Origin of the sequence: Sulfurimonas sp. HSL3-2, from assembly GCF_039645965.1 — a bacterium.
GTDB classification, from domain to species: Bacteria; Campylobacterota; Campylobacteria; order Campylobacterales; family Sulfurimonadaceae; genus Hydrocurvibacter; species Hydrocurvibacter mobilis.
On record NZ_CP147917.1, the window covers coordinates 1840313 to 1863348 of the forward strand.

Here is a 23036-nt window from a genome sequence, read left to right on the forward strand (position 1 = left end):
AACCTCTTTATAATAAAAATATATGTATGCTTTCATTTATTAATATTAGGACTACGAACCATGATGGATTTTTTATTTAGTTTAAACGGTGAACTTTTTATAGCAGCATATCTTGTCGGCGGGATTCCATTTGGACTTTTACTTGCTAAGTTTTTTGCAGGTGTCGATGTAAAATCAAGCGGCAGTGGAAGCATCGGTGCAACAAACGTACTTCGTGTCGTTAAAGAGACAAATCCGGCTTTAGCAAAAAAACTGGGTGCTGCTACACTTGCACTTGATGCACTTAAGGGTGTTGTAGTTTTAACGGCAGGACATTTTCTAGGTGCTAGCGAAGCTACTTTATGGGGTATCGCAGTATTAGCGGTGATCGGTCACTGTTTTAGCCCTTACCTGAACTTTGAAGGCGGAAAAGGGATAGCGACAGGGATGGGTGTTATGATGTTCATGCTCCCAATCGAGACCGTTATCGCTCTTGTCGTATGGTTTGGTTTTGCAAAAACGCTTAGAATCTCATCAGCTTCATCACTTTTAGGTCTTACAGCGCTTATGATCTCAAGTTTTTATATACACCCTGATATGCCCCATGCACCTGTTATACTGATAGGTTTTATCCTGTTTTATAAACATATCCCGAATATCATCAGAATCATCCAAGGGAAAGAGAAAAGAGTAATTTGAAAGTCTATATAGAAGATTTTAGATTTAAATGCATCATCGGGATCCTCGATTTTGAAAGAAGAACCCCGCAGGATGTCATTATAAATCTTAAATTGGTATATGAGTTCACGACAGATTTTATCAACTATGCAGATGTCGCTGAGCTTATTAAAGCGACTATGCAAGAAGGCAAGTTCGAACTGATCGAAGATGCACTGATCACTCTTTTTTCACTTTTAAAAGAAAAATATCCAAATATCTCTTCACTATTTATCAAGATCACGAAACCTTCGATCTTAGAAAACTGCACAGTCAGTGTAAGCGACTTTCAGAGCTATCCTTAATCTAAAATTAGAGAAATTTTAAAAAAAGTTGAAAAAAACTTTAAATTTTTCTAAAAGTATGCTATCATTGCGCAAAATTTTTCGCTTATAGGAACTTAAAATATGCGCATTCTTATTATAGAAGATGAAGTTACTTTAAACAAAATGCTTGCAGAGGGGCTAAAAGAATTTGGCTACCAAAGTGATGTTGTAGAGACTTTAAAAGATGGTGAATACTACCTTGATATCCGTAACTACGATTTAGTATTAATGGACTGGATGTTACCAGACGGTGATAGTGTAGATATCATCCCTAACATCAAAACAAATACACCGAAAACTGTTGTAGTCGTGCTTTCTGCTCGTGATGATGATGAGAGCGAAATAGAAGCTCTACGTGCGGGTGCTGATGATTATATCCGCAAACCGTTTAACTTTGATGTCCTTATCGCTCGTCTTGAAGCACGTCTTCGTTTCGGCGGAAGTTCGATCATCGAGATCGAAGATCTTACGATCAACCCTGAAGAGGAAAAGATCATCTATAAAGAGCAAGAGATAGAACTTAAAGGGAAACCTTTTGAAGTACTTACTCACTTGGCTCGCCACCGTGATCAGATCGTATCAAAAGAGCAGCTTCTTGACGCTATCTGGGAAGAACCTGAACTTGTAACTCCAAACGTTATCGAAGTTGCGATCAATCAGATCCGTCAAAAAATGGACAAACCTCTAGGAATCACAACTATCGAGACTGTACGTCGTCGTGGTTATAGATTTTGTTTTCCAAAAGAAGTAAACTAATTATTATATAAAATGCATAAGGGGCCAAGTCCCCTTATGTACTGCTAACGCTATCTTATTTCACTCGTCAACTTTACATGTAACTCACTTTCGTTATAATTCCAATAGAACTTATTAGGATTTCACTATGTTATTGCAAAGAAGTATACGCAAACGCTTTTTTATACAACTTATTATCGCTTCGGCGTCTTTAATATTAATATTCACATCCTTTGCATATCTTTATATCGAAAAATCGATCTATGATGAAAAAAGAGATGAACTTATCAAGTTTGCTCAGAACATCGCTTCTTTTAAATCACTGTATGATGCTACGGTAACCAATCCCGATACTTTGATGGGACTGTCCGTCGAACTTGTAAATCTAAAACAGCAGTTAGACTATGTCCATATGTATGAAAAGACTATTAAAGACAGGACATATCTTACCATCGTCTACCCGTTTAAGATAGAGGATTTAAGCTACTTAAAGATCACAAGAGACATCACTCCGACAAAGAAACTTTTAAACAACATCTTGAACTCGATCTTTATTATCAACAGTGTCGGTTTCGTACTTATCATCCTCTATGCAATTGCTCTGTCTAAGATGCTGATCGCTCCTGTTACCACTCTTTCAAACAGACTTTCAAACATGAACGAACATCTTATGCAGACCATTAAAGTCGAAGAACTTCCAAAAGAGTTTGAACCCCTTGGTATCACACTAAACCATCTTATCAACAGACTTCAAAACTTTGTTAAGTACCAAAAAGAGCTTTTTATCGGTACGGCGCATGAGCTCAAGACTCCTCTTGCCGTCATCAAACTCAAAAATCAGGTCACACTTATTAAAAAACGCTCGCCTGAAGAGTATATAGAGGCCCTGAAGACTACAAATAAAGCTGTTGATGATATGAACCATATCGTCTCAAATATCTTAAATATCGGACGACAGGAAGGTGCTCAGCTTGAAAAACCTGCAGAAGTAGATATCATCGCGGTTTTAAAAGAGAAAGCCAATGACTTTAAACTGCTTGCAGAAAACGAAAGCAAAGAGCTGATCATGAACTTTAAGCCGGACCTGTTTATGGCGACACTGCAGGTCAGCCTTTTAAATCAGATAGTCCAAAACTTTTTGCAAAATGCTCTTAAATTCACACCTAAAGATAAAAAAGTCACTATAAGCAGCTATCAAAACTATGAGGGTCTTGTTATAGAGGTACTTGATGAAGGATGCGGTATCGATGACAGCGTGGATCTGTTCGCGCCGTTTAAGCGTCAAGGCAATAAAAGCGGGGTCGGACTAGGACTCTTTTTAGCTAAAAGTGCAGCCGATGCAATAGGTGCTAAAATAGAATTAAAAAACAGAGAAGACGGGATCTCAGGTACAAAAGCGACACTTACGATTATCTCCAAACTGTGCTGTCCTTTGCATTTCAAATAACTTAAAGGTTAGTTTTGCTATAAATCGAGCATAAAACAATTAACTATAAGGTTTTTTAATGGCTTTACTAATAAACGAAGAGTGTATAGCGTGTGATGCATGTCGCGAAGAGTGTCCTACAATGGCAATCGAAGAGGGTGATCCTATCTACTTTATAGATCCGGATAGATGTACAGAGTGTGTCGGTGTTTATGATGAACCTTCATGTATTGCTGTTTGTCCCGTAGAGTGTATCGTACCGGATAAAGATAATGTGGAAACTATTGCAGAACTTCAATATAAATATAAATCAATTTTAGCGGAAGAGGAATAGTTTGGCGAAGATAACGGCAGTTATAGATATAGGGTCGAATTCGGCCCGTATGGTTATCTATGAAAAAACTAGCCGTTTTGCCTTTCATCTTCTTCATGAAGTAAAAAGTCGGGTAAGACTTCCGGAAAACGCCTATAAAAATGGCGGTAATCTCCAGAGTGAAGCGATGCAGAGAACTTATGATGCGCTTGAAAACTTTTTAAGTATAGCATCGTCGTTCAAAGCGAGGAAGATTCTTTGTGTTGCAACTTCTGCACTACGTGACGCTCCTAATAAGCAGGAGTTCATATCTCGTGTACGAACCGGTCTAAAACTCAATATAAAAGTCATTGACGGCGAAAAAGAAGCGCTTTACGGTGCTATCGCCTGCTCTAACCTTCTGCCAAAAGCCGATGCTCTTACAATAGATATAGGCGGAGGTTCTACAGAATTTTCTTACATCATCAACGGTAAAGTTGAAAACACTCTCTCACTGGCACTTGGAACCGTAAGGTTAAAAGAGCTCTATTTCGATAAAAACGATATCGAGGGTGCAAGAGCCTATATCAACCAAGAGCTTGATAAACTAAGTGACATCCAGATCTCAAATCTCATAGGGATCGGCGGTACATTCCGTGCGCTTTCACGTGCTATTATGAAAGATCTCAAATACCCTCTTAATAAACTCCATTCATTTGAGTTTTCTGCAAAGACTATGTCTAGTTTTATAGACAAGATCATGAATGCAAACGAGCGTAAACTAAAAAGCCTCAATATCAGACCCGACCGCTTTGATGTCATCAAGCCGGGTAGCCTGATAATCTCGGAACTGCTAAAAAGAAAGAGCGATATCGACAACCTTATTACAAGCGGTGTCGGAGTCAGAGAGGGAGTCTATCTCAGTGATCTGCTGCGCGGTCAAAAGGACAGCGGTTTTCCAGCAAACTTCAACCCTTCTGTCAGATACCTGCTTGATTCGTATATTATCGATAAAAACCATTCAAACCATCTGGCAAAACTTTCTAAGTCGATCTTTGACCTTACCTATGAGAGTTACGATATAGATGAAAAATATAAAAAAGCTCTGGTGATCGGAGCAAAACTTTCGCCTATCGGTGCTTCACTTCATAACTATTCAAGTAACCAGCACAGCTACTATCTTATACAAACAGCGTTAGAGTACGGCTTTACACATCAAGAGATAATACTTATCGCGACTCTTACGAAATATGCAAAAAGAAAAGCGCCTGCTACAGCTCATATAACTGAATATAAGAATATTTTGCCTGATGAACGCGTAGCTGAGTTTTTAAGCTTTATTATTTCTCTTTCATCTGCGTTGCTGGCGCATAGACCAAGAGATCTGAAGTATGAGATAGGTTTCAGTGGAAACTGCTTACATGTAAGCTCAAAAGAGAACCTTTATCTCGTAAAAGATGCGGTCAAAAACCTTGAATTTCCTCAAGGGATAAGAGTAGAGTTTAAATAAACTCTACTTCTACTCTTTCTCTACCCTTTAAAATCTTTGTCCCATAGTAAATTCGAAGTGTGACACATCGTCACCAGGTTTTTCATTAAGAGGATTTGCAAACATCAGCTGAATCGGTCCAACAGGTGAAAACCATTCAAGCCCCATCCCGTAACCTCCGCGAGATATTTCACTAAGAGAGTTGTCGCCTATAAATCCCCAATCGGCAAAAGCGACAAGACGCATCTTTGCCTTTGGTACAAGCGGGAGACTAAGCTCTGCACTGTTTGAAAATGTCTGGTTAGCTCCGATACGTCTTACCTGACCGTTTGTATCCGTAATAGTCGGTGCAAGAGAGTACGATTGATAGCCTCTGACACTTCCGATACCACCCATATAGTATTTTTCCGCTATTGGCAGATAACCTGTGTCCATTACATAGTTAAACCTTGCTTTGTACCTAAAAATAGCATCAAAACCGACATAATCTTTTAGTCCGTTGTACTTGTTAAACGTAGTCCCGGATTTGAAAAAATTTGCATCCCCTCCGAGTCCGGATTTTTCAAAAGTCTGGCTGGCTGTCAAACCTTCACGCGGAAGATAGTAATCATCTGTATTATCGAAACTAAGACTTGTCACGACAGAACTTTTAGCATAACTTTCAAAATAGTAGCTTCCATATACGGATGTAGAGTTCAGATCGACGTTGCTATATCTGTTTTGAGAATAGTTATATCCTAAGTATCCCGATACATGCCTTGTAAATCTATGCCCGACACCGACACTCACACCATTACTTTCTGTACTATAGTCAGTGTAGTCCGTTGCAGATTGATAGACTGAGAAGTTTCCGCTGAAGTCACTGTCATTGAGTCTAGGATTCGAAATAGAGAATGAATAGTTATGCGTCATTTGAGATTTTTCTAACTTGACACCTACGTTTATCCCTGAACCGAAAATATTTCTATCACTTACGGAAACACTTAAAAGAATACCGCCATAACTACCGTATCCACCGCCTACTTGGATATTTCCTGTCGGAGTTTCTTTTACTTTTACGATCAGATCCATCGTACGTTCATCTATACGCTTCTCTTCGATCGTATTGCTTTCAAAGTACCCCAAACGTCCAAGAGAGTTTCTTGAATCCTTAAGATCGGTCAAGCTATACATATCTCCGGGTCCAAGATATAGCTCACGTCTAATGATCCTGTCTAAGGTACGGGTATTGCCCGAGATGATCACGTTTCTAATACGTACCTTTTCGCCCGGTATGACTTTAAAAGCGACTTCGACCGTATGGTTCTCTTTATCTTTTCTGAGATCCGGAACAACATTAGCATATGCATAGCCAAGATCTGCAACGATAGTTTTTATTCTATCTGCATCCTCGCGGAAGGTCTTTATGTTAAACGGCTCATTTTTTGTAAGTTTTACGACCTCTAAAAGTTTTGCATCATCGATGACCTGCTTCGTCTGCTCGATAGTGACTCCGCTAATGCGGTAAACGTCCCCTTCTACAATCTGGTAACTCATCTCTCCCGTATAATGATCAAAGTTGACTCTGACAAACGGAGCATCCACTTTTGCATCAAGATACCCGTACTGCATGTAGTAATCACGGATACGAAGAGGATCATATTGAAGATCCTGTATTCTCAGATCTCCGCTGTTTCTACCCCAGAACCATCCCATAAACTGATGTTCCTTGTTCGCTACCATATCATCAAAGTCTGAACCCTCAAACCTTTTTAAACCGCTGTATTTGATCTTTTCGATAATGATCTTTTCACCCTCGTTGATAACAAACTTAATATGCATACTGCCGTTTTCTTGAAGCTCTTTTTCAACCTCAACGACCGAATCTATCTTGCCGTCATGGTTTAATGATTCAATGATCCTGTTTTTAGCAGCCTCGATCTTTTTTTCATCATACAATGCACCGCGTTTGATCATAACGACATCGTTCATAAAATCTTTGTCGTCATCTTTATAGCCTTTTAACTCTATTTTAGAGATGATCGGCTTCTCTTGAAAGTGAAAAGTAACGTTTCCGTCTTCACTTGTCACATATATATCTTGAAAGTAACCCTGTTTAAAATACTTCTTAATAGCATCATCCACTTTTTGTTCATCAAGCTCATCACCAATATCAAGATCGACCATACGCATCGCAACATCTTTTGAAATGTGGAACAGACCATCATAATTTATCTCTTTTATCTTATCCGCGTAAACACTTAAACCTATAAAAAAGGCAAGCGCTAAAAAAACAATTTTCATATATTTCCTAAAATTTAAATAATAAGTTTAAGATTTTACACTGAATGTGATTAATCTTACGTAAACTCAAGTATTTTCAGTGTATCATTGCAATAAAAAAAGAGATATGTTATGAAAGTTGGTATTATCGGTCTTGGCCTAATGGGTGGTTCCTTAGCACTAAGCCTAAAAAATTTACCGTTTATACACGAGATCGTCGGAAGTGACCATAATAAAGAGCATCAAAAACAAGCCCTTGAACTCTCTCTAGTCAAAAAAATCGTTGAGTTTGAAGAGATAAAAAAATGTGATCTTATCATCTTAGCTGTTCCTGTCGACGGTATCATATCTATTATAGATCAACTCACCGATGTAGATGAAAACACGACGATCATAGACTTCGGTAGTACAAAAGAAAAGATCGTCAAATCTATCCCCGACAAGATACGCAAAAACGTCGTAGCTGCCCACCCGATGACGGGAACCGAATTCTTTGGTCCGTATGCAGCTATTGAAGGTCTCTATACCGACAGTGTCGTTGTACTTTGTGATCTTGAAGACAGCGGGGAACATCAAAAAGAAACAGCCATAAAACTTTTTGATGCGCTATGCATGAAGATAAGCTATATGCATGCTCATGAACATGACCGTCATACGGCGTTTATCAGCCATATGCCCCATGCCATCTCATACTCTCTTGCAAATACAGTAATTAAACAGGAAAACAGAGAAGATATCTTGACTCTTGCAGCCGGAGGATTCAGATCAATGAGCCGTCTTGCAAAAAGTTCTCCTGCGATGTGGGAAGACGTTTTCAAACAAAACAAAGACAATGTTCTTGAAGCGATAGAGCTTTTTGAAAAAGAGCTGCAAAACTTTAAGAAGCATATCAAAGATGAAAACTGGAACGAACTGCATAAAGATATGCAGGATGCAAACACTCTTTACAATATCTTCAGTTAAAATCCATACCTTTTTCTAAGCTCTTTTAGCTTAGTCTTATCGATCACGACATCTTCACCCGCATAAAGTTTCTTTTCCAATAGATCTATCATCTCTTTGACATCTGCATCATCTTTAAACTCAATAAGTCTGGAAAGGATCGCTTTTGTATCTTTAGACGATATATGTGTATTATTCTTTTTAGAACCTAGCAAAGGCTTGATAAGCATAAAGAGTATACCGAGTATAAAACCGCCTAAAGCAGAAAGTGCAATAGTGATATATGAGATCTTCTCTTGAGGTTTTACGACTTCAGCCGCTGTCTGCTGGGAAGCTTTTTCTATTTTTAAGGGCTCATCGCTTTTTTTGACTCCGCCGCCGATTACTGTAACATGTATCGGCTGTGTCTTTATGCTTTTGACACTGTTTGTCTTTGTGTCCAGATACTTTATCTCTATCGAAGGGATAGTAAAATTCCCATCTCCCACAAACGCCATCTTTTTAGTATATTCACCGCTGTATGTACCGTTTTTAATGAAATGTTCTATCTTTGCATCATCTTCAAAGACTGAGATGTTTGGGATAAAGGGTTTTATCGACCCCACATCTTCAAAGTTTGCTCTGCCGCTGAGTTTTACTGTTGCATTAACAGGCTCATTCTGATTCACTTTTGTTTTGTCCACGGAGACATTCATCATGATATCACTGCCGACCAGATCTACGCCGTTTGGCAAAGGTTTGACCTTTACATGTAAAGCATTAGAGAGATATCTGCTCCAGTTAAGGTTTGGCATCAGATCACCGAAGAACGGATCTCTTGCCGCAGTTCTTTGTGCCAGACTCATCTTTGCCGGCTGTATCGTAAGATTCCCGTCTCTTTGTGCCGCTAAGATATAGATCACTTTTGTCTGCAGATAATCTCCCTCATAGCTGCCTGCAAGCTGCTGCTGTTTCTTTACCCAAAAACCATTCATACTTGAAGGTTCAAACTTGGAGTCGACTATCTTCATATCTCTGCGGATCTTTGAAGTCAATGTTACTTTAAAAGGTTCTCCGACATAAAGTTCTTTTTTATCACTTGCATACGTAAGTGAGAACTTTGCCTTTGCATCTGCGGAAAGAGGACGGACCTCGATCTTTATCGGTTTCGTATTTACAACACCGTCATCTGTCTTTACCTCAATAGGATCGATAGTACAAGACTTCTCAGGTGCAAAACTGTATGTCAGTGTCTGCGTTTTGGTAAACTTTCCATTTACTCCGTTTATGCTTGTCTGTGATGAACGGCCAAGGACATTCACCCCGCATAGAGAGTCGATATTTGGTTTTTCAAATCCCGTGCCGCTTACCTGCAAACTGAAGTTCACTACGTTGCCGGGAGTCACTACACTTTGATCGACTCCTGCACTTACACCTGCAAAAAGATTTGTACTAAAAATCAAAAATGTTATTATCTTACCAAGGTTTTTCATTTTCATTATCCTTCTGAGCTTTGCTTGATTTGAGTTTATATATATGTGCCGGAGTGTTTAGATTCAGTCGTTGCAGCCACTTTTTCTCCTCTTTATCACTCATACTCTCTTTATCGACTTGGGAAGTTACAGCACTGTTTTCTAGCTGCTTTTGCTCCTCTTTGTCACTTTTTTTGCTTTGATTCATATCTTGAGTTTTCTCTTTGTTCTGCTCATCCCTGCTTTGCTGCTTGTTCTCTTGAGAGGAGTTCTCCTCTTTGTCTGACTTTTGATCTTTTGGCGGTTCTTTTGAACTGTTTTGCTGCTGTTTGTCCTGATCTTTTTTCTCTTGATCGCCGTTTTTGTTTTGTTTGTCTTGGCTCTGTTTATTTTGATCCTGCTGATCTTTATTTTGATCGCTTTTTTGGTTTTGGTTTTGGTTATTTTTCTGGTTTTTCTGTTTTTGCTTGTCCTGCTTTTTATCCTGTTTCTTTTGTAACAGCTTCTCTACTATCTCTTTGTTCTCTTTTGCATCATCGTCATCTTTTAAAGCAAGAGAGTTCTTGTAAGTGTCTAGCGCCTTTTGCAATTCGCCCGATTTTGCATAAGAGTTCGCAAGATTATAAAGCACTCCCGCTTGCTTGTCTTTATCTGCAAAATGTACGTTGCTGTATGCCTGCACGGCTTTTTTATACTTTTTGTCTTTATAAAAGGAAGATGCAAGGTTATAGTTTGCCTCGTTCGTATCGTGATCCTTCACATATTTATCATACAAAGAACTGCTCGTTTTATAATCTCCGCTCTCATACGATTTTTTAGCATCATCAAGAAGTTTAAAATCCATGATGCCGGCATAAGAGGGAACAGATGCAGATAACAGCAACGTTATCAAGAACAGACTCGGCAGGTTTACGACCTCGCGCTTGCTCATAGAACTGGTCGCGATCAACAATAAGAACAGAGCTAACCCTATAGGGATCTGAAACAGCGGGATATATCTTGTGATGGTCTCGGATTTCAGTGTTTTTTGTTTTGTATGCGACTCTATCTGAGAAAGCATCTCTTTTACATCCTTATCGGAGTTCACACCCTCTATATAGACACCTCCCGTACTGGTTGCAAGAGATGAGATGGACTGGTTTAACTTAGAGATCACTATCTTGCCGTTTTGGGTAATAAAACCATCCTTCTCTTTTATAGGAGCACCTTTTTTAGTTCCGAGGGCTAGGACAAAGACCGTAATATTATGCTCTTTTGCATAGGCTATCTCTTGAGAGAAGTCCTCATTGTCCCCGCCGTCGCTAAAAAGCAGCAGATATCTGTTTTTCTGCTCTTTTAGGCTCTCGTTCACAGAGTATAAAAGCTGCATCAGGTCGGTTCCTTTTTCCGTTATGGAACTTGGTTCGAGTTGTCTGACTAAAAAAGAGACCGCATCATGATCAAAACTAAGCGGTGAGACAAGATAGCTTGACTTGGCAAACGCCACGACTCCTATCCGCTCGTTAGGTGCTGCATTTAAAAGTTCAAGTATCTTATGTTTTGCCAGTTCCAGACGTGAAGGATAGACATCTTCTGCAAGCATGGAGTCCGAGATATCAAGCCCTATCATGATATCCGCGCTCTTTGCTTTTATCTCGACTTTTCCGTTTGGAATAGAAGGCTGTGCAAGTGCTAGGATCAGCAGCGATGCAATGATAAAAAAGAGTGCATTTCTGGCTTTTAGGCTCATTCTCTTAGAGTTTACACGAAGTTTTTCCATCACCTCTTCTGAAAAAAAGACCCCCTGTCTGTCTTTCTGCGTCAAAAGAAGTCCAAAGAGTGCAATAAGAGGAAGGATCATATAGTATATAAATTCAGGATGTAAAAATGTCATTCATGCCCCCTTTTATTCATAAGGTAGACATAAAGCATCAAAGAGAGAAGGCCGATAAAAAGCGGATAAAAGTAGAAATATTTCACATTCGTAAAACTTTGCGATTTTATCTCCGACTTTTCTAGCTTGTCGATGTCGTCATAGATGGCCTGAAGCTGAGAAGCGTTACCCGCACCATAAGCTTTTGCCCCCGTCTCCTTAGCGATCTTGAGTAAAAGATTCTGATCAAACTCACCGGGATTGCCTATGCCTATGGTATAGACTTCTATCTTCTCTTTTTTTGCCATATCGAGTGCTACATGTAAGGGTATCTTTGTGGCTTCGGGGGTATTGTATCCGTCAGTCAAAAGTATGGCTATCTTTGTCTTTGCTTTTGAATTTTTAAGAAGGTTCACACCCTGAGCAAGCGAGTCATAAAGTGCCGTATAACGACCAGCAATGGAGATATAGAGCTGATCGACGACTTTTTGAAGTATATTCTTGTCATAAGTAAGCGGTGAAGCGATAAAGGAGTAAGCACCAAAGACCACGACACCAAGATTGTCGTTTTTTCTTTTAACGATAAAATCCTTTACTATGTTCTTTACTACATCGAACTTTGTTGCATTGATATTTGTAGTATCAAAACCTTGCGTACTCATAGATTCTGAACTATCGAGTATCAGTGCTATATCGTAACCCTGTTTTGGAGCGATCTCATAGGGTTCATCTTTTACCGGTGACATAAATGCAAGTATCAGCATAACGATCGAGAGCCATTTGAGTAAAAAAAGCAGTCTAGATTTACCAAGCGTGTCTTTTGCAAACTGCTGTGAATGCGGAAAATAAAAAGAGGGAAGTTTCATGCGGCATAAAGTAGCGCATGCTATAAAAAAGAAGATGACAAAAAAGACTTTAGGATACTCAAAATAGAGACCGTCAAACATCTATCATCCCTTTATAGAGTTCAAAATAGCTTTTTGTCTCATCGTCAAAAACCTCTACCTCTTTTTTATACTTGTATTTTTCGAGTCTGTCCACTAGATTATGATACATATCCCTGTTTCTCTGAGAGTCCTCTTTAAAGAAATACCCGTATTTCGTTATCTCATAAGCCGCTCTTTTAGGCTCGGACAGGTCTACATGTAAGAGTTTTTTATATGTGGCTTTTCGCATATTGATACGATTTTTGTTTTTGTACCACTTCAGAAGTAGATATATCCCGCCAAATACTATTATTAAAGATATGACTACCAAAGCACTAAACAGATAGACACTGTGGTCATGTATCTCTAAAAGCGGTTTTATATCTCTTATTTTTATATCATCTGGATTCATCATCTTCTCTCAAATACTCTTCTTAAACTGACACTAGCCGCATCATCGGTATAGATCTTTGTAAACCTGACACCGCTTTTTCTAAAATTCTCATACAGCTCTTTATCGTGAATATGCACTCTTTTGGCATACTCTTTAACGCTTTTCTCATTAAAGTCACCCTCAAGCACTCCGCCGCTCTCAGGATCCATTAACGAAGAAAATCCCATTGCAGGAGGGTTTTCTTCCAGTCTGTCACGGACGATAAGTGCGATGACCTCATGTTTCTTAGCCAACACTTTGATATCGGGTATCTCAAAAAAATCGGCTATTAATATAACAAGGGATTTGCGTTTAAGTCTTCTATATAAACTCTCGACCATAAACTTGTAGTCTGCTTTCTCGTTTAACGGACTAAAATCGACTATCTGCTCTACGTTTTTTGTGGCAAAACTCATCTTTTTAGTCGGTTTTGAGTGAGCGATGATCCTGTCCGTAAAGATATATGAACTAAGCAAATCGCCGTTTTTTAAAGTAGAAAAGCTTAGAAGAGCGACAAGTTCGGCTATAAGGTCCTGCTTAAACTTCTTACTTCCGAAGTAGACACTTCCGTTTAGCATCGATGCTACGACAACATTCAGCTCTCTTTCCTCTTTAAATATCTTTATATAAGGAGACTGCATCTTTGCCGTGATGTTCCAATCGATGTGACGTATATCATCACCGGGCATATATTCACGAAGCTCTATGAAGTCATACCCCTCCCCTTTAAAGATGGAAGGGTTGTTCCCGCTCATCTCGCTAAAGACTTGGCGGCGGGCACGGACGAGTATCTTTTTTAGTTTACTCATAATAACCTCTACGGTATAGGAACTGTTTTTACGATTTTATCTATTATAAAGTCTGTTGTTATCCCTTCGGCTTCTGCTTCATACGTCAGAACCAAGCGATGGTGCATAACCTCTTTTACGATGTATGCGACATCCACAGGAGTCACGAAATCTTTACCTCTTAAAAACGCCATCGCTTTTACGGCTTTGAACATATCTATACTCACACGAGGAGATGCACCGTACTGGATGTACTCTGCTATCTCATCTAGACCGTACTGAGCCGGATTACGAGAAGCATCTACCAGCGTTATCATATACTCCTCGACCTCAGCGTCCACATGGATAGCTTTTACAGCCTCTTTAAGTTTTACAAGGTCATCTCTGCTTATGACCGCTGCTATCTGCTCATATTTTCCGCTTGATATTCGTCTTGCGATCTCGAGCTCTTCATCTTTTGTGTTATATCCGACATCAAGCTTTAACATAAAACGGTCAAGCTGAGCTTCGGGAAGCTGGTATACACCTTCCTGCTCTACCGGGTTTTGCGTAGCCATAACGAAAAAAGGAGCTTCAAGTTTAAAACTCTCTTCACCTATCGTCACTTGGCGTTCCTGCATCACTTCCAGCAGTGCTGACTGTACTTTTGCCGGAGCACGGTTGATCTCATCCGCTAAAAGCAGGTTTGTAAATATAGGACCGCGTTTTATCTTAAACTCATTTGTCTGAGGGTCATATATCTGAGCCCCTAAAATATCCGAAGGTAAAAGGTCGGGTGTGAACTGTGCACGTTTAAAATTCAACCCCAGACTTTGTGAAAGCGCTTTGACTGTCGTAGTCTTTGCAAGACCGGGAACACCCTCTATAAGTATATGTCCTTCGCAAAGAAGTCCAATAAGAAGACCGTCTATCATCTTCTCCTGACCTATAACGACTTTAGCAACCTCATTTTTTATCTCATTAATCTTAGAAATCATCCACTTTTCCTATTTTGAACATTATTAAAGTATCATCTTTATGACAGTATAACTTAGTAGAAGTAAATAAATGCCAAATAAAACTATTTTTTAAAAAAACTCTTGACATTAAAGGAGAGTTTTACTATAATTCCCGTCCACAAACAGAGATGTTTGTTTTTTGTCTCGTTAGCTCAGCTGGTAGAGCACGTCACTTTTAATGATGTGGCCGATGGTTCGAATCCATCACGGGACACCATCGCAAACTTGTTTGCAACACTTATCAACCACAAAAGTGGCTCCATCATCTAATGGTTAGGATTCAAGGTTTTCATCCTTGCCATAGGGGTTCGAATCCCCTTGGAGTCACCACTTTCACTAAAAAACTCCTTTTTAAATTTTATAAGACTTTTAATATAGAAACATAACTATTTGGTACATATTTTATCCCCTATTTCGTACTGCTTAAACAACGCTTGACTTTCCAATTCCATTAATGATAGAATCCCCCTAATTTTGTATATACACAGTATATAAATCAAATTTTCTACTTCCTAAGGTAAAAATTCCATGAAAGCTTATTCAATCGATCCACAGACAAAAAGTATAGAAGTCCAAGAATTTGACGGACAGGTGAACAGTATATATACGTTTTTTAACTCGATCCTGGTAGACAGTTCACATATATTAAACGAGCATATAATATACACAGACGGAAATGCTCTCAGCACAACTCATACTCCATGTTTTATAGGTCAGCAGTTATTTCTCGGTAAAACACTTATCATCGGACAGAACGGTTTAGAAGAGGTTGATGTAAAGATAGGACAAGATGAGTTGGAAAAGCTGATCAACTATGAGATAAACAGTTTTTACAAGAAATGCCTTGACTCTTTAGCTTTACAGGATATCAATCTATATAAAACTTTTGAAGTCGATGATAACGGTTCAAAACTGACTTTGAACTACGAATGGGTTATATATACTTTTAATATGGCTGATGTAAAAACACAAAACTATTTTTTAATCGAACTGGATAAAGTTATAGATGAAGCTAAAAGTATTGAAGAACATTTTCAAAAAATGGCACAGCTTGCCGTAAATGCAGGAAATAGATAGAGATGACTCTCTAGCTATTTAATTTTTTAACCTCTGAAAGCATATTATCCATCAATACAAACAGCTCAGAGCTTGCTGTTTCCATCTCTTTAAAGTTTCTGATTATCTCATCTTTATGATCAAGTACATTATGCGCCGGATTTGTAGCATCTAAGAACTTCATATTGCCATTAGCATTTTTATGTACTGTCGCATGAGGAGCAGAGAACTTAGCATAAGAAGCGGTATGGTCAAATCTCTCTTTACCTTCACCGTCATACCATTTACCAAGACGACATCCATGATGATCGACAACAGACAGTACCGGTTTTGCAGTAATAATACTGTTATAAGCACGTGATTTATAAAGGATATGATCGATCTTAGCTAAAACCACGAAGACACTGTTTTCCATGCTGTAAGATGATTGCACTATGTTTGACGAGTTGTGGCTCAGTTCAGTCAATGTCTCTTCAAAATCGTATATTTTATGTGTAGACTGTTCTACGATATTGCTCATAGAATCACTACTTACCTGGATCTCACTCATACCCTGCTGCAATGTTTTGATCGATATAGATATCTCGCCAGTCGCTTTATGCGTACGCTCAGCAAGTTTTCTTACTTCATCTGCAACAACGGCAAAGCCGCGTCCATGTTCACCCGCACGTGCAGCTTCGATAGCAGCATTGAGTGCAAGGAGATTCGTCTGATCTGCGATATCTGTAATAAGTTCGATTACAGAAGTAATGCTTTCAGCCTGAGAAGCTAGTTCATCTATTGCATGACTGTTGATACTGACCTGCTCTTTTAACGCTTCAAGCTCTTTGACGATCGATTCTATGTTTTGTTTAGAATCCGTTGCCTGAGATTCCGCATCTCTTGTCGCTTGAGTAACGACTTTCAGTGCTTCAATATTATTTGCCAGGTCATCTTGTATAAGAGTCATACTCTCCGTAACACCTATACTAAGTGCACTCAGCTGAGAATTAAACCCGTCTTGTCTCTTTTTAAAGTCTTGTTCTTTCATTATATCGATGCTCTCTTTTACAAGCTCGATAGCTTTTACAAACTCACCTTTCATGCCGTTTGAATTTATTTCAAAACTAAAATCGCCTTTTGAAGCTTTACTAACTGAGTTATGTATCTGATGTACGAAATTCTCGATCTGATCAAGAAGTGAAGATAAAGCGATCCCCATGACACCAAACTCAGTTGATTCATTTTTCGCTATACCTTCATGACTCAGATTTCCTTCTGCAGTATGTTTCATCATCTCTGTAAAGCTTGCAATGACACTAACGATAGAACGGATAAGGACTTGAGAGAATATTAAGACTACAACACCTATTGCCAGACCCGATATAAGAGCAAGATATTTATATATAGAAGTGTACTCAGCCATATCATCGCTTGCGTTGTCTAAGCCGCTCTCTTTCATCTTGACCACTTTTTTAAATTTTTCACGAGATTCCTGTGCAGGCGGAGTCAATGTCGATTTATATACTTTGTAAATCCCGTCTTTATCTGTACTTATCTGCGCAGGAGTCAAAGACTTCATTAGTTTAAATGCATTATTTAAGAAAAACATCGTTGATTTTTCTGCATCTTCTATCAGCTTTAATTCATTATCATCGATAGCCGTTAATTTTAAATTTTGAAAGTTCTTAGATATATTGTCGACTCTTTGAGAGATCATCTCAATATCTTTTGTATGATCGCCGCCTAAAATAATATCTCTATCTGTTCTACTGACAAAGTTCATATCTGCTTCGATAGCAAGCGTATATATCTGTCCCTTCACATATTTTTCTTTTAACATCTGATATTTTGTATCGATGTTGTCCAATACCATATAAACAAATATCGATCCTGAAAATATTGAAAAAGCTACAAATATAAGAAGATAGTTCATCTTTTTATGTACACTCATATTATTAAAAAACTCCATTAAATTATCCTTCTTGAGTTTGAATATATTTTTGATTTTATCATATTTTATTATACAAATAACCTATATCTGTCACCAATCTCTAAATTTTTCAGCCTTATGTTTATCTTTCTTATACTTTCTATTATTTTTCGTTTTTTCGAGTTTATTTGCCTTGTATAAAATATCACTTTTTATATTTTCTATACTTTCTTCAGTTCCTAAATAACCTATCATCTCTTTTACTAAAGATTCTAAATCACTAAATTCTCCCTTATATAAAACTACACTTGGAGTCTTTTGAAAATACTTCAGATTGTTCTCTATTTTTTTGTCATAACCCTCTTTTGTTATACCTTCGGGTATAGAAAGATATGATACGACACTCTTCAAAAATCTCTCTAAAACTCTTATATATTTTAGCCTCAGCGAGGACTCTACTTTTTTTGACATCATTTACCTAATTGTTAATTTACGCAAGTATAATTATATAATAAAAACATACAGGACACATTATATGAAAATATTCATATTATCGTTATTTTTCATAGCGACATCTTTGTTTGCGCAAGTGAATAAAATCTATCCGGATAGTACTTTTTTAAATCAAAATATCCCAATAGTCGATATCAGAACAGAAGCAGAATGGAAAGAAACTGGGTTATTAAAAGGTGCTATTCCGATAACTTTTTTTGATGAGAGAGGAAGATATAATATTCCTGTTTTTTTAAAAGAATTATCTCAGAAAGTAGATGTCAAAAAACCGTTTGCACTAGTATGCAGAACAGGCAGTAGAACAAAACTTGTGTCACAGTTCTTATCGAACGAGCTTGGATATAATGTGTATGACTTCAGCGGCGGGATGATGTATATCATGGGGAAAAACCTGCCCATCGTTCCTTATAAAAAATAATTTTTTTTACTATTTCTGGCATAAAACTTGCTTTGATTCCTATATATAGGAAGATGAGGAGATAATGCTTGAGATTTATTGATGCTCTACGTCTAAAAAGTAAACTTTTATTTCTTTTTATACTCATTACTGCCGGCTTATCATTTATTGGTATTGTCGGGACTATCAACATCACTTCAATGAAACAAAAGCTTGACTCCCTTTATTTTGGCTCTTTTGTCACCGTTATGGAACTGGATGAGATCTTAGATGCTTATCACATAAACCTTCAGACCAATATCTATATGGCTAAAAATAATATTATTAACTCGCAGCAAACTGCAGATGTCATAGACCAGGCAATAAAACAGATAGACAAAAACTGGAACAGTTATAAAAATCAATATAAAAGTGACAATGAGCTGCCTTATGTAAACTATGCGACATCAGAGATAGAGAAATCTAAAGTATATCTACAAAAAATAAAGCAAATCTGCGTTGACGGATGTGATGTGGATAAAATATCTATAGAGACTTTGATATCCGAGATCACTCACATAGATTCGATCATCAATAAATTAAGAACATATGAGATAGACAATGCTCAATATCAAAGAAAAGAGCTTTTAGATACCTATGACGAAACAAAAATCAAACTGGGGATGATCCTGTTTTTCGTTATAGGCGGTGTCTTAGTAATCTCATACATCGTATTTAAAAGCATACAAAAGGACCAGTCTGATCTGGAAGTCGCAACCAGAAAACTAAAAGAGGTCAATAAAAAACTCGAAAATGCTTCATATACAGACTCTCTTACAAATCTTCACAATAGACGTTACTTCAACATGGTCTTTGACAGAGAGGTCAAACGGGCAAAAAGAGCAAAAGCTCATATAACATTTATGATGCTTGATGTGGACTTCTTTAAGCAGTATAACGACACATATGGTCATATTGAGGGTGATAAAGCACTAAAAAGTGTCGCTAATGTCTTAAAATCTATTTTAAAACGTCCTAGTGATTTTGTCTTTAGACTCGGCGGTGAAGAGTTCGGTGTTTTGATCACAGACACAAATGCAGAAGACAGTGCAGTTTTAGCACAGAAGATATGTACAGAGGTCGAGGCTAATCAGATCCCTCATGCAAAAAGCAGATCAAGCAGCTACCTGACTATATCCATAGGCGTAGTCTCATGCATCGCAGATGAAGCTCTGAATGAAGAAGAGATCATTAAACAAGCAGACAAAAAGCTTTATGAAGCAAAAGAGAGTGGCAGAAATAGATATGTTATGAGTGATGAGATCATAGGTTAAACTTCTCCTTATCAATACTGCAAAGAACCAATACAGACCGACTACATAACGCTTTACACAGTAAAGAATATAACACTAATCCCTTTACAGTTCATATAATATAAACCTCTGTCTACAGCGTAGAATAATTATCCTAATGATATTCATGTCAGTATTATAAAGCTCCATTTGAATATACCAATACATATGTATGCTTGTCTACGTTAACAAGATATGATAATCATTCTTTGTAAAAGAGATGTCGGTTGATAAGAGGAAATTGAGAATAAGAAGTAATTTCGCCCGAAGGCGAAATAAGAGTTTAACTAAAAGCTTTTATTAGAAGTTTAAAGTTAAGTATGCTTGTACTTGGTTGTAAGCAGTACCTTTAGTAGCACCAGCTTTGATATTTTGATCATCAGCCTTGATATTGCTATATACTAAACTTGCATCTAATGGTCCAAATGATCTAGAAGCAGTTAAAGTAACTTCTGTCATATCTGCACGATCAGTTGCCCCACCATTTTTGCCAGAGTCTGTATTTGTATAATAAACACCGAAATCAGCTATATCTTTTACAGGCACTTCTACAGTTACGTTATATGCTTTTGTATCAGCACGAACTACATAACCATAAGACCACCATGCTTCAGTATAAAGTTTAGATGCTCCAGAAGATGTTGCAGTATTGAAACCAGCAGCTAGACCGGCAAGTTCTTCTTTCCCTACAGAAGAGTAAGACACTTTAGCAGTGAACATATCTTTCATCTCATATCCAAGCATTAATGCATATACATCATTATCAATGTCTTTTGTAATACCATTAGCTACAGCGAAGCTACTACCTTTTTCAAGATTAATTCCTGAGTATTGTGCACCCGCAAGGATACCTTCCATACTTACATCAGCTTGTAACCAATAAGCTTGTGCTAATTTAGATACATCATAGTACCATGCTTGTACAGTTAATGGTTTGATAGAGTTATTGATGATACCTGCTGCATATGCACCATTTTCACCATATGTTTCAAATCTACCGTTTGAATTTACAACAGCACCAACTGCTAAGTTTAAAGAAGATACAGAATCAGCATTACCTGCAGCTCCAAAAGTTTCTGTACCGTTTCCGTTACCAACATAAGCACCAACTAAAGTAGTGTCAGGAAGGTCAGTATTGATTAATACTGCTGCTTCAAACGTATTTTTTTCAACTGACCATGTTTCAGTGAATGCAAGTGGAGTGTCTAGTTCCATACGACCAACTTTTGCAGTTGTATTACCAGCACTGATAGCAATCCATGCTTCATTAAACCATGAATTTGTATCAACTTTAGCCGGATAGTTAGATCCGTTTGTACCAAGATTACTTGCAGTATGAGATCCACCCCATACATTACTAACAAAGTTATTCTCTAGACCTAAAGTTGAAAGAGCAGTAAAGCCAGCACCAGCACTTACACTTACTAAATCATTTTTAGCTAAGTCAGCACTTACATTTAAATGTAGAGCAGCATCAGCAGCAGAGTTTTCTTTATCAAATAAATTTCCGCTTGTACCTGTACCTGCACCTGTACCAACAGTATTTGTGTATGACGGAGTCATATCATTAGTATTATAGAATACTTGTGCATCACCAGATATTTTAACGTTATCAACTGCGAACGCTGATGCACCAACTAATACAGCTGCTGCTAAACTCATTTTTACTATTTTCATTCATTCTCCTTAAATAAGCTTGACCTATTTTAATTTTTTGTCGAAACCATTGTATCACACATTTCTTAAAAATTTCTGTAATGGCAAATAAATTATTTTATTGCTACAACCCCCTATTTCAAGGGATTTATCACATAGTTATCACAACTGGATGTACGATAATACAAAAATGTATCTTTTTTTGATATACTAGCGTTTCGTTTAAAATAAGATTAAGTTATAAGGACAGAAATGAAGTTTTTAGGTCATATTTTTGTGTTTACTATCGTAACACTTATCATTACCGGATGTAGTGGACACACTATGCAAGATTATGCAGATAAGCATTTTAATAATAAAGAAGAGGTAAAAGTACAAAAACAAGAGTATGTTGCACCTACTCAAAACAAAGCACTAAACAGTGTTTCTCCTACAAATCAGGAGAAAAAAGATGGAGCAATGCAAAAGTCACTTGATAACTGGCTTGAAAAAGAGTGGACTCCGACTGTAGAACAAAATGAGACTATCAAAAAGATGAATGAAGATAAAAATAGAAACTTTACTTTGCAAGAGTATGTTGATAAAGCCGGAGCTTACATAAAAAACAAACCGAAGTCAGATGAACCTTCGATGAAAGAGAAAATGGATACTATGCCGGTAATCGGAACAAAAAAATAAAAAATAGATACACTAAATAGTGTATCTATATAGAACTTACTTCTCTGCGTCCCAGCAAAGAACAGTTTTACCTGCTTCATCTTTAGTAACAGCAGCCATCCCCATAACGTTATACCCGCTATCAACATAATGAACTTCACCAGTAACACCGCTTGCAAGATCACTTAATAGATACATTGCAGAGTTTCCTACCTGATCTATCGTCACATTTCTTTTTAGAGGAGCGTTTAGTTCATTCCATGTAAGGATCTGTTTAAAATCACCGATTCCCGCTGCAGCAAGAGTACGGATTGGTCCGGCAGAGATAGCATTTACTCTTTGACCTTTTTCGCCAAGCTCGACTGCCATATATCTCACACTTGCTTCAAGAGCTGCTTTTGCAACACCCATTACATTATAGTTAGCAACATATTTTGGTCCGCCAAGGTAGCTAAGTGTCAAGATAGATGCATCATCGCTTAATACTGACTCTAAACGGTTAGTTAAATCGATAAGAGAATAAACAGAAACATTCATCGCAATGTTAAATGCATCTTTCGTAGTTTTCATAAACGGTTCGCTTAACGCTTCTTTTGGTGCGAATGCAACAGAGTGAACTAAAAAGTCTATTTTGCCGAAATCTTTTTCGATAAGAGCAGCAATTCCAGCCATATGTTCTTCGTTTCCGACATCAAGTTCGTAAACTTTGTCACTACCGAACTCTTTTGCAATCGGTTCAACACGTTTTTTTAGTGCATCATTAAGGTATGTGAACGCCAGTTCAGCACCCTGCTCTTTACACGCTTTTGCAATACCGTATGCAATTGATTTATCATTTGCCAGACCTACTATAAGACCTTTTTTACCTTTCATTACCATCTTTATCTATCTCCTAAAT

22 protein-coding genes and 2 tRNA genes are annotated in these 23036 nt (G+C 37.8%); 13 read left to right on the top strand and 11 right to left on the bottom strand.

Translation table 11 applies throughout. The features are described from left to right. Positions 1-63 precede the first annotated feature (63 nt). The 6 genes from plsY (at position 64) to WCX87_RS09240 (ending at position 4985) form a co-directional block, all read left to right on the top strand. Positions 64-678: a glycerol-3-phosphate 1-O-acyltransferase PlsY gene (gene plsY / locus WCX87_RS09215; protein ID WP_345981108.1), complete on the top strand. Its 615-nt coding sequence runs from the start codon at positions 64-66 to the stop codon at positions 676-678. Then, positions 675-1001, top strand: coding sequence for a dihydroneopterin aldolase (locus WCX87_RS09220; RefSeq protein ID WP_345979414.1), 327 nt, complete (start codon positions 675-677; stop codon positions 999-1001). Before plsY ends, WCX87_RS09220 begins: the two co-directional genes overlap by 4 nt. 102 nt (positions 1002-1103) lie before the next feature. Continuing rightward, complete coding sequence (hsrA, locus tag WCX87_RS09225) at positions 1104-1778, top strand: homeostatic response regulator transcription factor HsrA (protein WP_345979415.1); 675 nt, start codon at positions 1104-1106, stop codon at positions 1776-1778. A 127-nt stretch (positions 1779-1905) separates the two neighbouring features. Continuing rightward, positions 1906-3204, top strand: a complete 1299-nt coding sequence (locus WCX87_RS09230; protein ID WP_345979417.1) for a HAMP domain-containing sensor histidine kinase — start codon at positions 1906-1908, stop codon at positions 3202-3204. 58 nt (positions 3205-3262) lie between these two features. Next, positions 3263-3517: a YfhL family 4Fe-4S dicluster ferredoxin gene (locus WCX87_RS09235; RefSeq protein ID WP_345979419.1), complete on the top strand. Its 255-nt coding sequence runs from the start codon at positions 3263-3265 to the stop codon at positions 3515-3517. Position 3518: 1 nt separating this feature from the next. Continuing rightward, entirely contained in the window at positions 3519-4985 is a 1467-nt protein-coding gene (locus tag WCX87_RS09240; protein WP_345979420.1) for a Ppx/GppA phosphatase family protein, read from the top strand. A gap of 27 nt (positions 4986-5012) precedes the next feature. Here the strand turns inward: WCX87_RS09240 and bamA are convergent, their stop codons facing one another. Continuing rightward, positions 5013-7247, bottom strand: coding sequence for an outer membrane protein assembly factor BamA (gene bamA / locus WCX87_RS09245; protein WP_345979422.1), 2235 nt, complete (start codon positions 7245-7247; stop codon positions 5013-5015). Positions 7248-7358: 111 nt separating this feature from the next. On the opposite strand from bamA, the gene WCX87_RS09250 reads away from it, so the two are divergent. Continuing rightward, entirely contained in the window at positions 7359-8189 is an 831-nt protein-coding gene (locus WCX87_RS09250) for a prephenate dehydrogenase (protein ID WP_345979423.1), read from the top strand. Here WCX87_RS09250 and WCX87_RS09255 read toward each other — a convergent pair. Genes WCX87_RS09255 through WCX87_RS09280 form a run of 6 tightly spaced genes read right to left on the bottom strand, consistent with a single transcriptional unit; the run spans position 8186 to position 14595 of the window. Beyond that, positions 8186-9640, bottom strand: a complete 1455-nt coding sequence (locus WCX87_RS09255) for a BatD family protein (RefSeq protein WP_345979425.1) — start codon at positions 9638-9640, stop codon at positions 8186-8188. The two genes, WCX87_RS09250 and WCX87_RS09255, sit on opposite strands and share 4 nt — an antisense overlap. After that, on the bottom strand, positions 9624-11492 hold the full coding sequence (locus WCX87_RS09260) for a VWA domain-containing protein (RefSeq protein ID WP_345979427.1): 1869 nt from the start codon (positions 11490-11492) through the stop codon (positions 9624-9626). Before WCX87_RS09260 ends, WCX87_RS09255 begins: the two co-directional genes overlap by 17 nt. Beyond that, positions 11489-12418 carry a VWA domain-containing protein gene (locus tag WCX87_RS09265; protein WP_345979429.1) on the bottom strand — a complete coding sequence of 310 codons (930 nt, stop codon included), beginning with the start codon at positions 12416-12418 and terminating at the stop codon, positions 11489-11491. Before WCX87_RS09265 ends, WCX87_RS09260 begins: the two co-directional genes overlap by 4 nt. Then, the gene (locus WCX87_RS09270) at positions 12411-12809 is read right to left on the bottom strand and encodes a hypothetical protein (RefSeq protein WP_345979431.1); all 399 of its coding nucleotides are present in this window, start codon (positions 12807-12809) and stop codon (positions 12411-12413) included. The genes WCX87_RS09265 and WCX87_RS09270 overlap by 8 nt, the downstream gene beginning before the upstream one ends. Next, on the bottom strand, positions 12809-13639 hold the full coding sequence (locus tag WCX87_RS09275; RefSeq protein WP_345979432.1) for a DUF58 domain-containing protein: 831 nt from the start codon (positions 13637-13639) through the stop codon (positions 12809-12811). The genes WCX87_RS09270 and WCX87_RS09275 overlap by 1 nt, the downstream gene beginning before the upstream one ends. An 8-nt stretch (positions 13640-13647) precedes the next feature. Continuing rightward, positions 13648-14595 (bottom strand): MoxR family ATPase, encoded by a 948-nt coding sequence (locus WCX87_RS09280; RefSeq protein ID WP_345979434.1) that lies wholly within the window; start codon positions 14593-14595, stop codon positions 13648-13650. A gap of 162 nt (positions 14596-14757) precedes the next feature. Between WCX87_RS09280 and WCX87_RS09285 the strand changes: the two genes are divergently transcribed. From WCX87_RS09285 to WCX87_RS09295, 3 genes are all read left to right on the top strand, one after another. Further along, a tRNA-Lys gene (locus tag WCX87_RS09285) sits at positions 14758-14833 on the top strand. Positions 14834-14871: 38 nt separating this feature from the next. Next, positions 14872-14946, top strand: a tRNA-Glu gene (locus tag WCX87_RS09290). Between the two features lie 198 nt (positions 14947-15144). Beyond that, a complete protein-coding gene (locus WCX87_RS09295; protein WP_345979435.1) occupies positions 15145-15693 on the top strand; it encodes a hypothetical protein in 549 nt (182 codons plus the stop codon). A gap of 10 nt (positions 15694-15703) precedes the next feature. Here WCX87_RS09295 and WCX87_RS09300 read toward each other — a convergent pair whose 3' ends face one another. Continuing rightward, complete coding sequence (locus WCX87_RS09300; protein WP_345979437.1) at positions 15704-17623, bottom strand: methyl-accepting chemotaxis protein; 1920 nt, start codon at positions 17621-17623, stop codon at positions 15704-15706. 72 nt (positions 17624-17695) lie between these two features. Then, entirely contained in the window at positions 17696-18055 is a 360-nt protein-coding gene (locus tag WCX87_RS09305) for a hypothetical protein (RefSeq protein ID WP_345979439.1), read from the bottom strand. A gap of 64 nt (positions 18056-18119) precedes the next feature. On the opposite strand from WCX87_RS09305, the gene WCX87_RS09310 reads away from it, so the two are divergent. After that, positions 18120-18515, top strand: coding sequence for a rhodanese-like domain-containing protein (locus WCX87_RS09310; RefSeq protein ID WP_345979441.1), 396 nt, complete (start codon positions 18120-18122; stop codon positions 18513-18515). A gap of 68 nt (positions 18516-18583) precedes the next feature. Then, entirely contained in the window at positions 18584-19807 is a 1224-nt protein-coding gene (locus WCX87_RS09315; protein WP_345979442.1) for a diguanylate cyclase, read from the top strand. A gap of 318 nt (positions 19808-20125) precedes the next feature. Here WCX87_RS09315 and WCX87_RS09320 read toward each other — a convergent pair whose 3' ends face one another. Then, on the bottom strand, positions 20126-21502 hold the full coding sequence (locus WCX87_RS09320) for a hypothetical protein (RefSeq protein WP_345979444.1): 1377 nt from the start codon (positions 21500-21502) through the stop codon (positions 20126-20128). 231 nt (positions 21503-21733) lie between these two features. On the opposite strand from WCX87_RS09320, the gene WCX87_RS09325 reads away from it, so the two are divergent. Further along, complete coding sequence (locus tag WCX87_RS09325) at positions 21734-22159, top strand: hypothetical protein (protein WP_345979445.1); 426 nt, start codon at positions 21734-21736, stop codon at positions 22157-22159. 36 nt (positions 22160-22195) lie between these two features. On the opposite strand, the gene fabI is transcribed toward WCX87_RS09325, so the two are convergent. Further along, positions 22196-23017 carry an enoyl-ACP reductase FabI gene (gene fabI / locus WCX87_RS09330; RefSeq protein WP_345979446.1) on the bottom strand — a complete coding sequence of 274 codons (822 nt, stop codon included), beginning with the start codon at positions 23015-23017 and terminating at the stop codon, positions 22196-22198. Between the last annotated feature and the right edge of the window lie 19 nt (positions 23018-23036).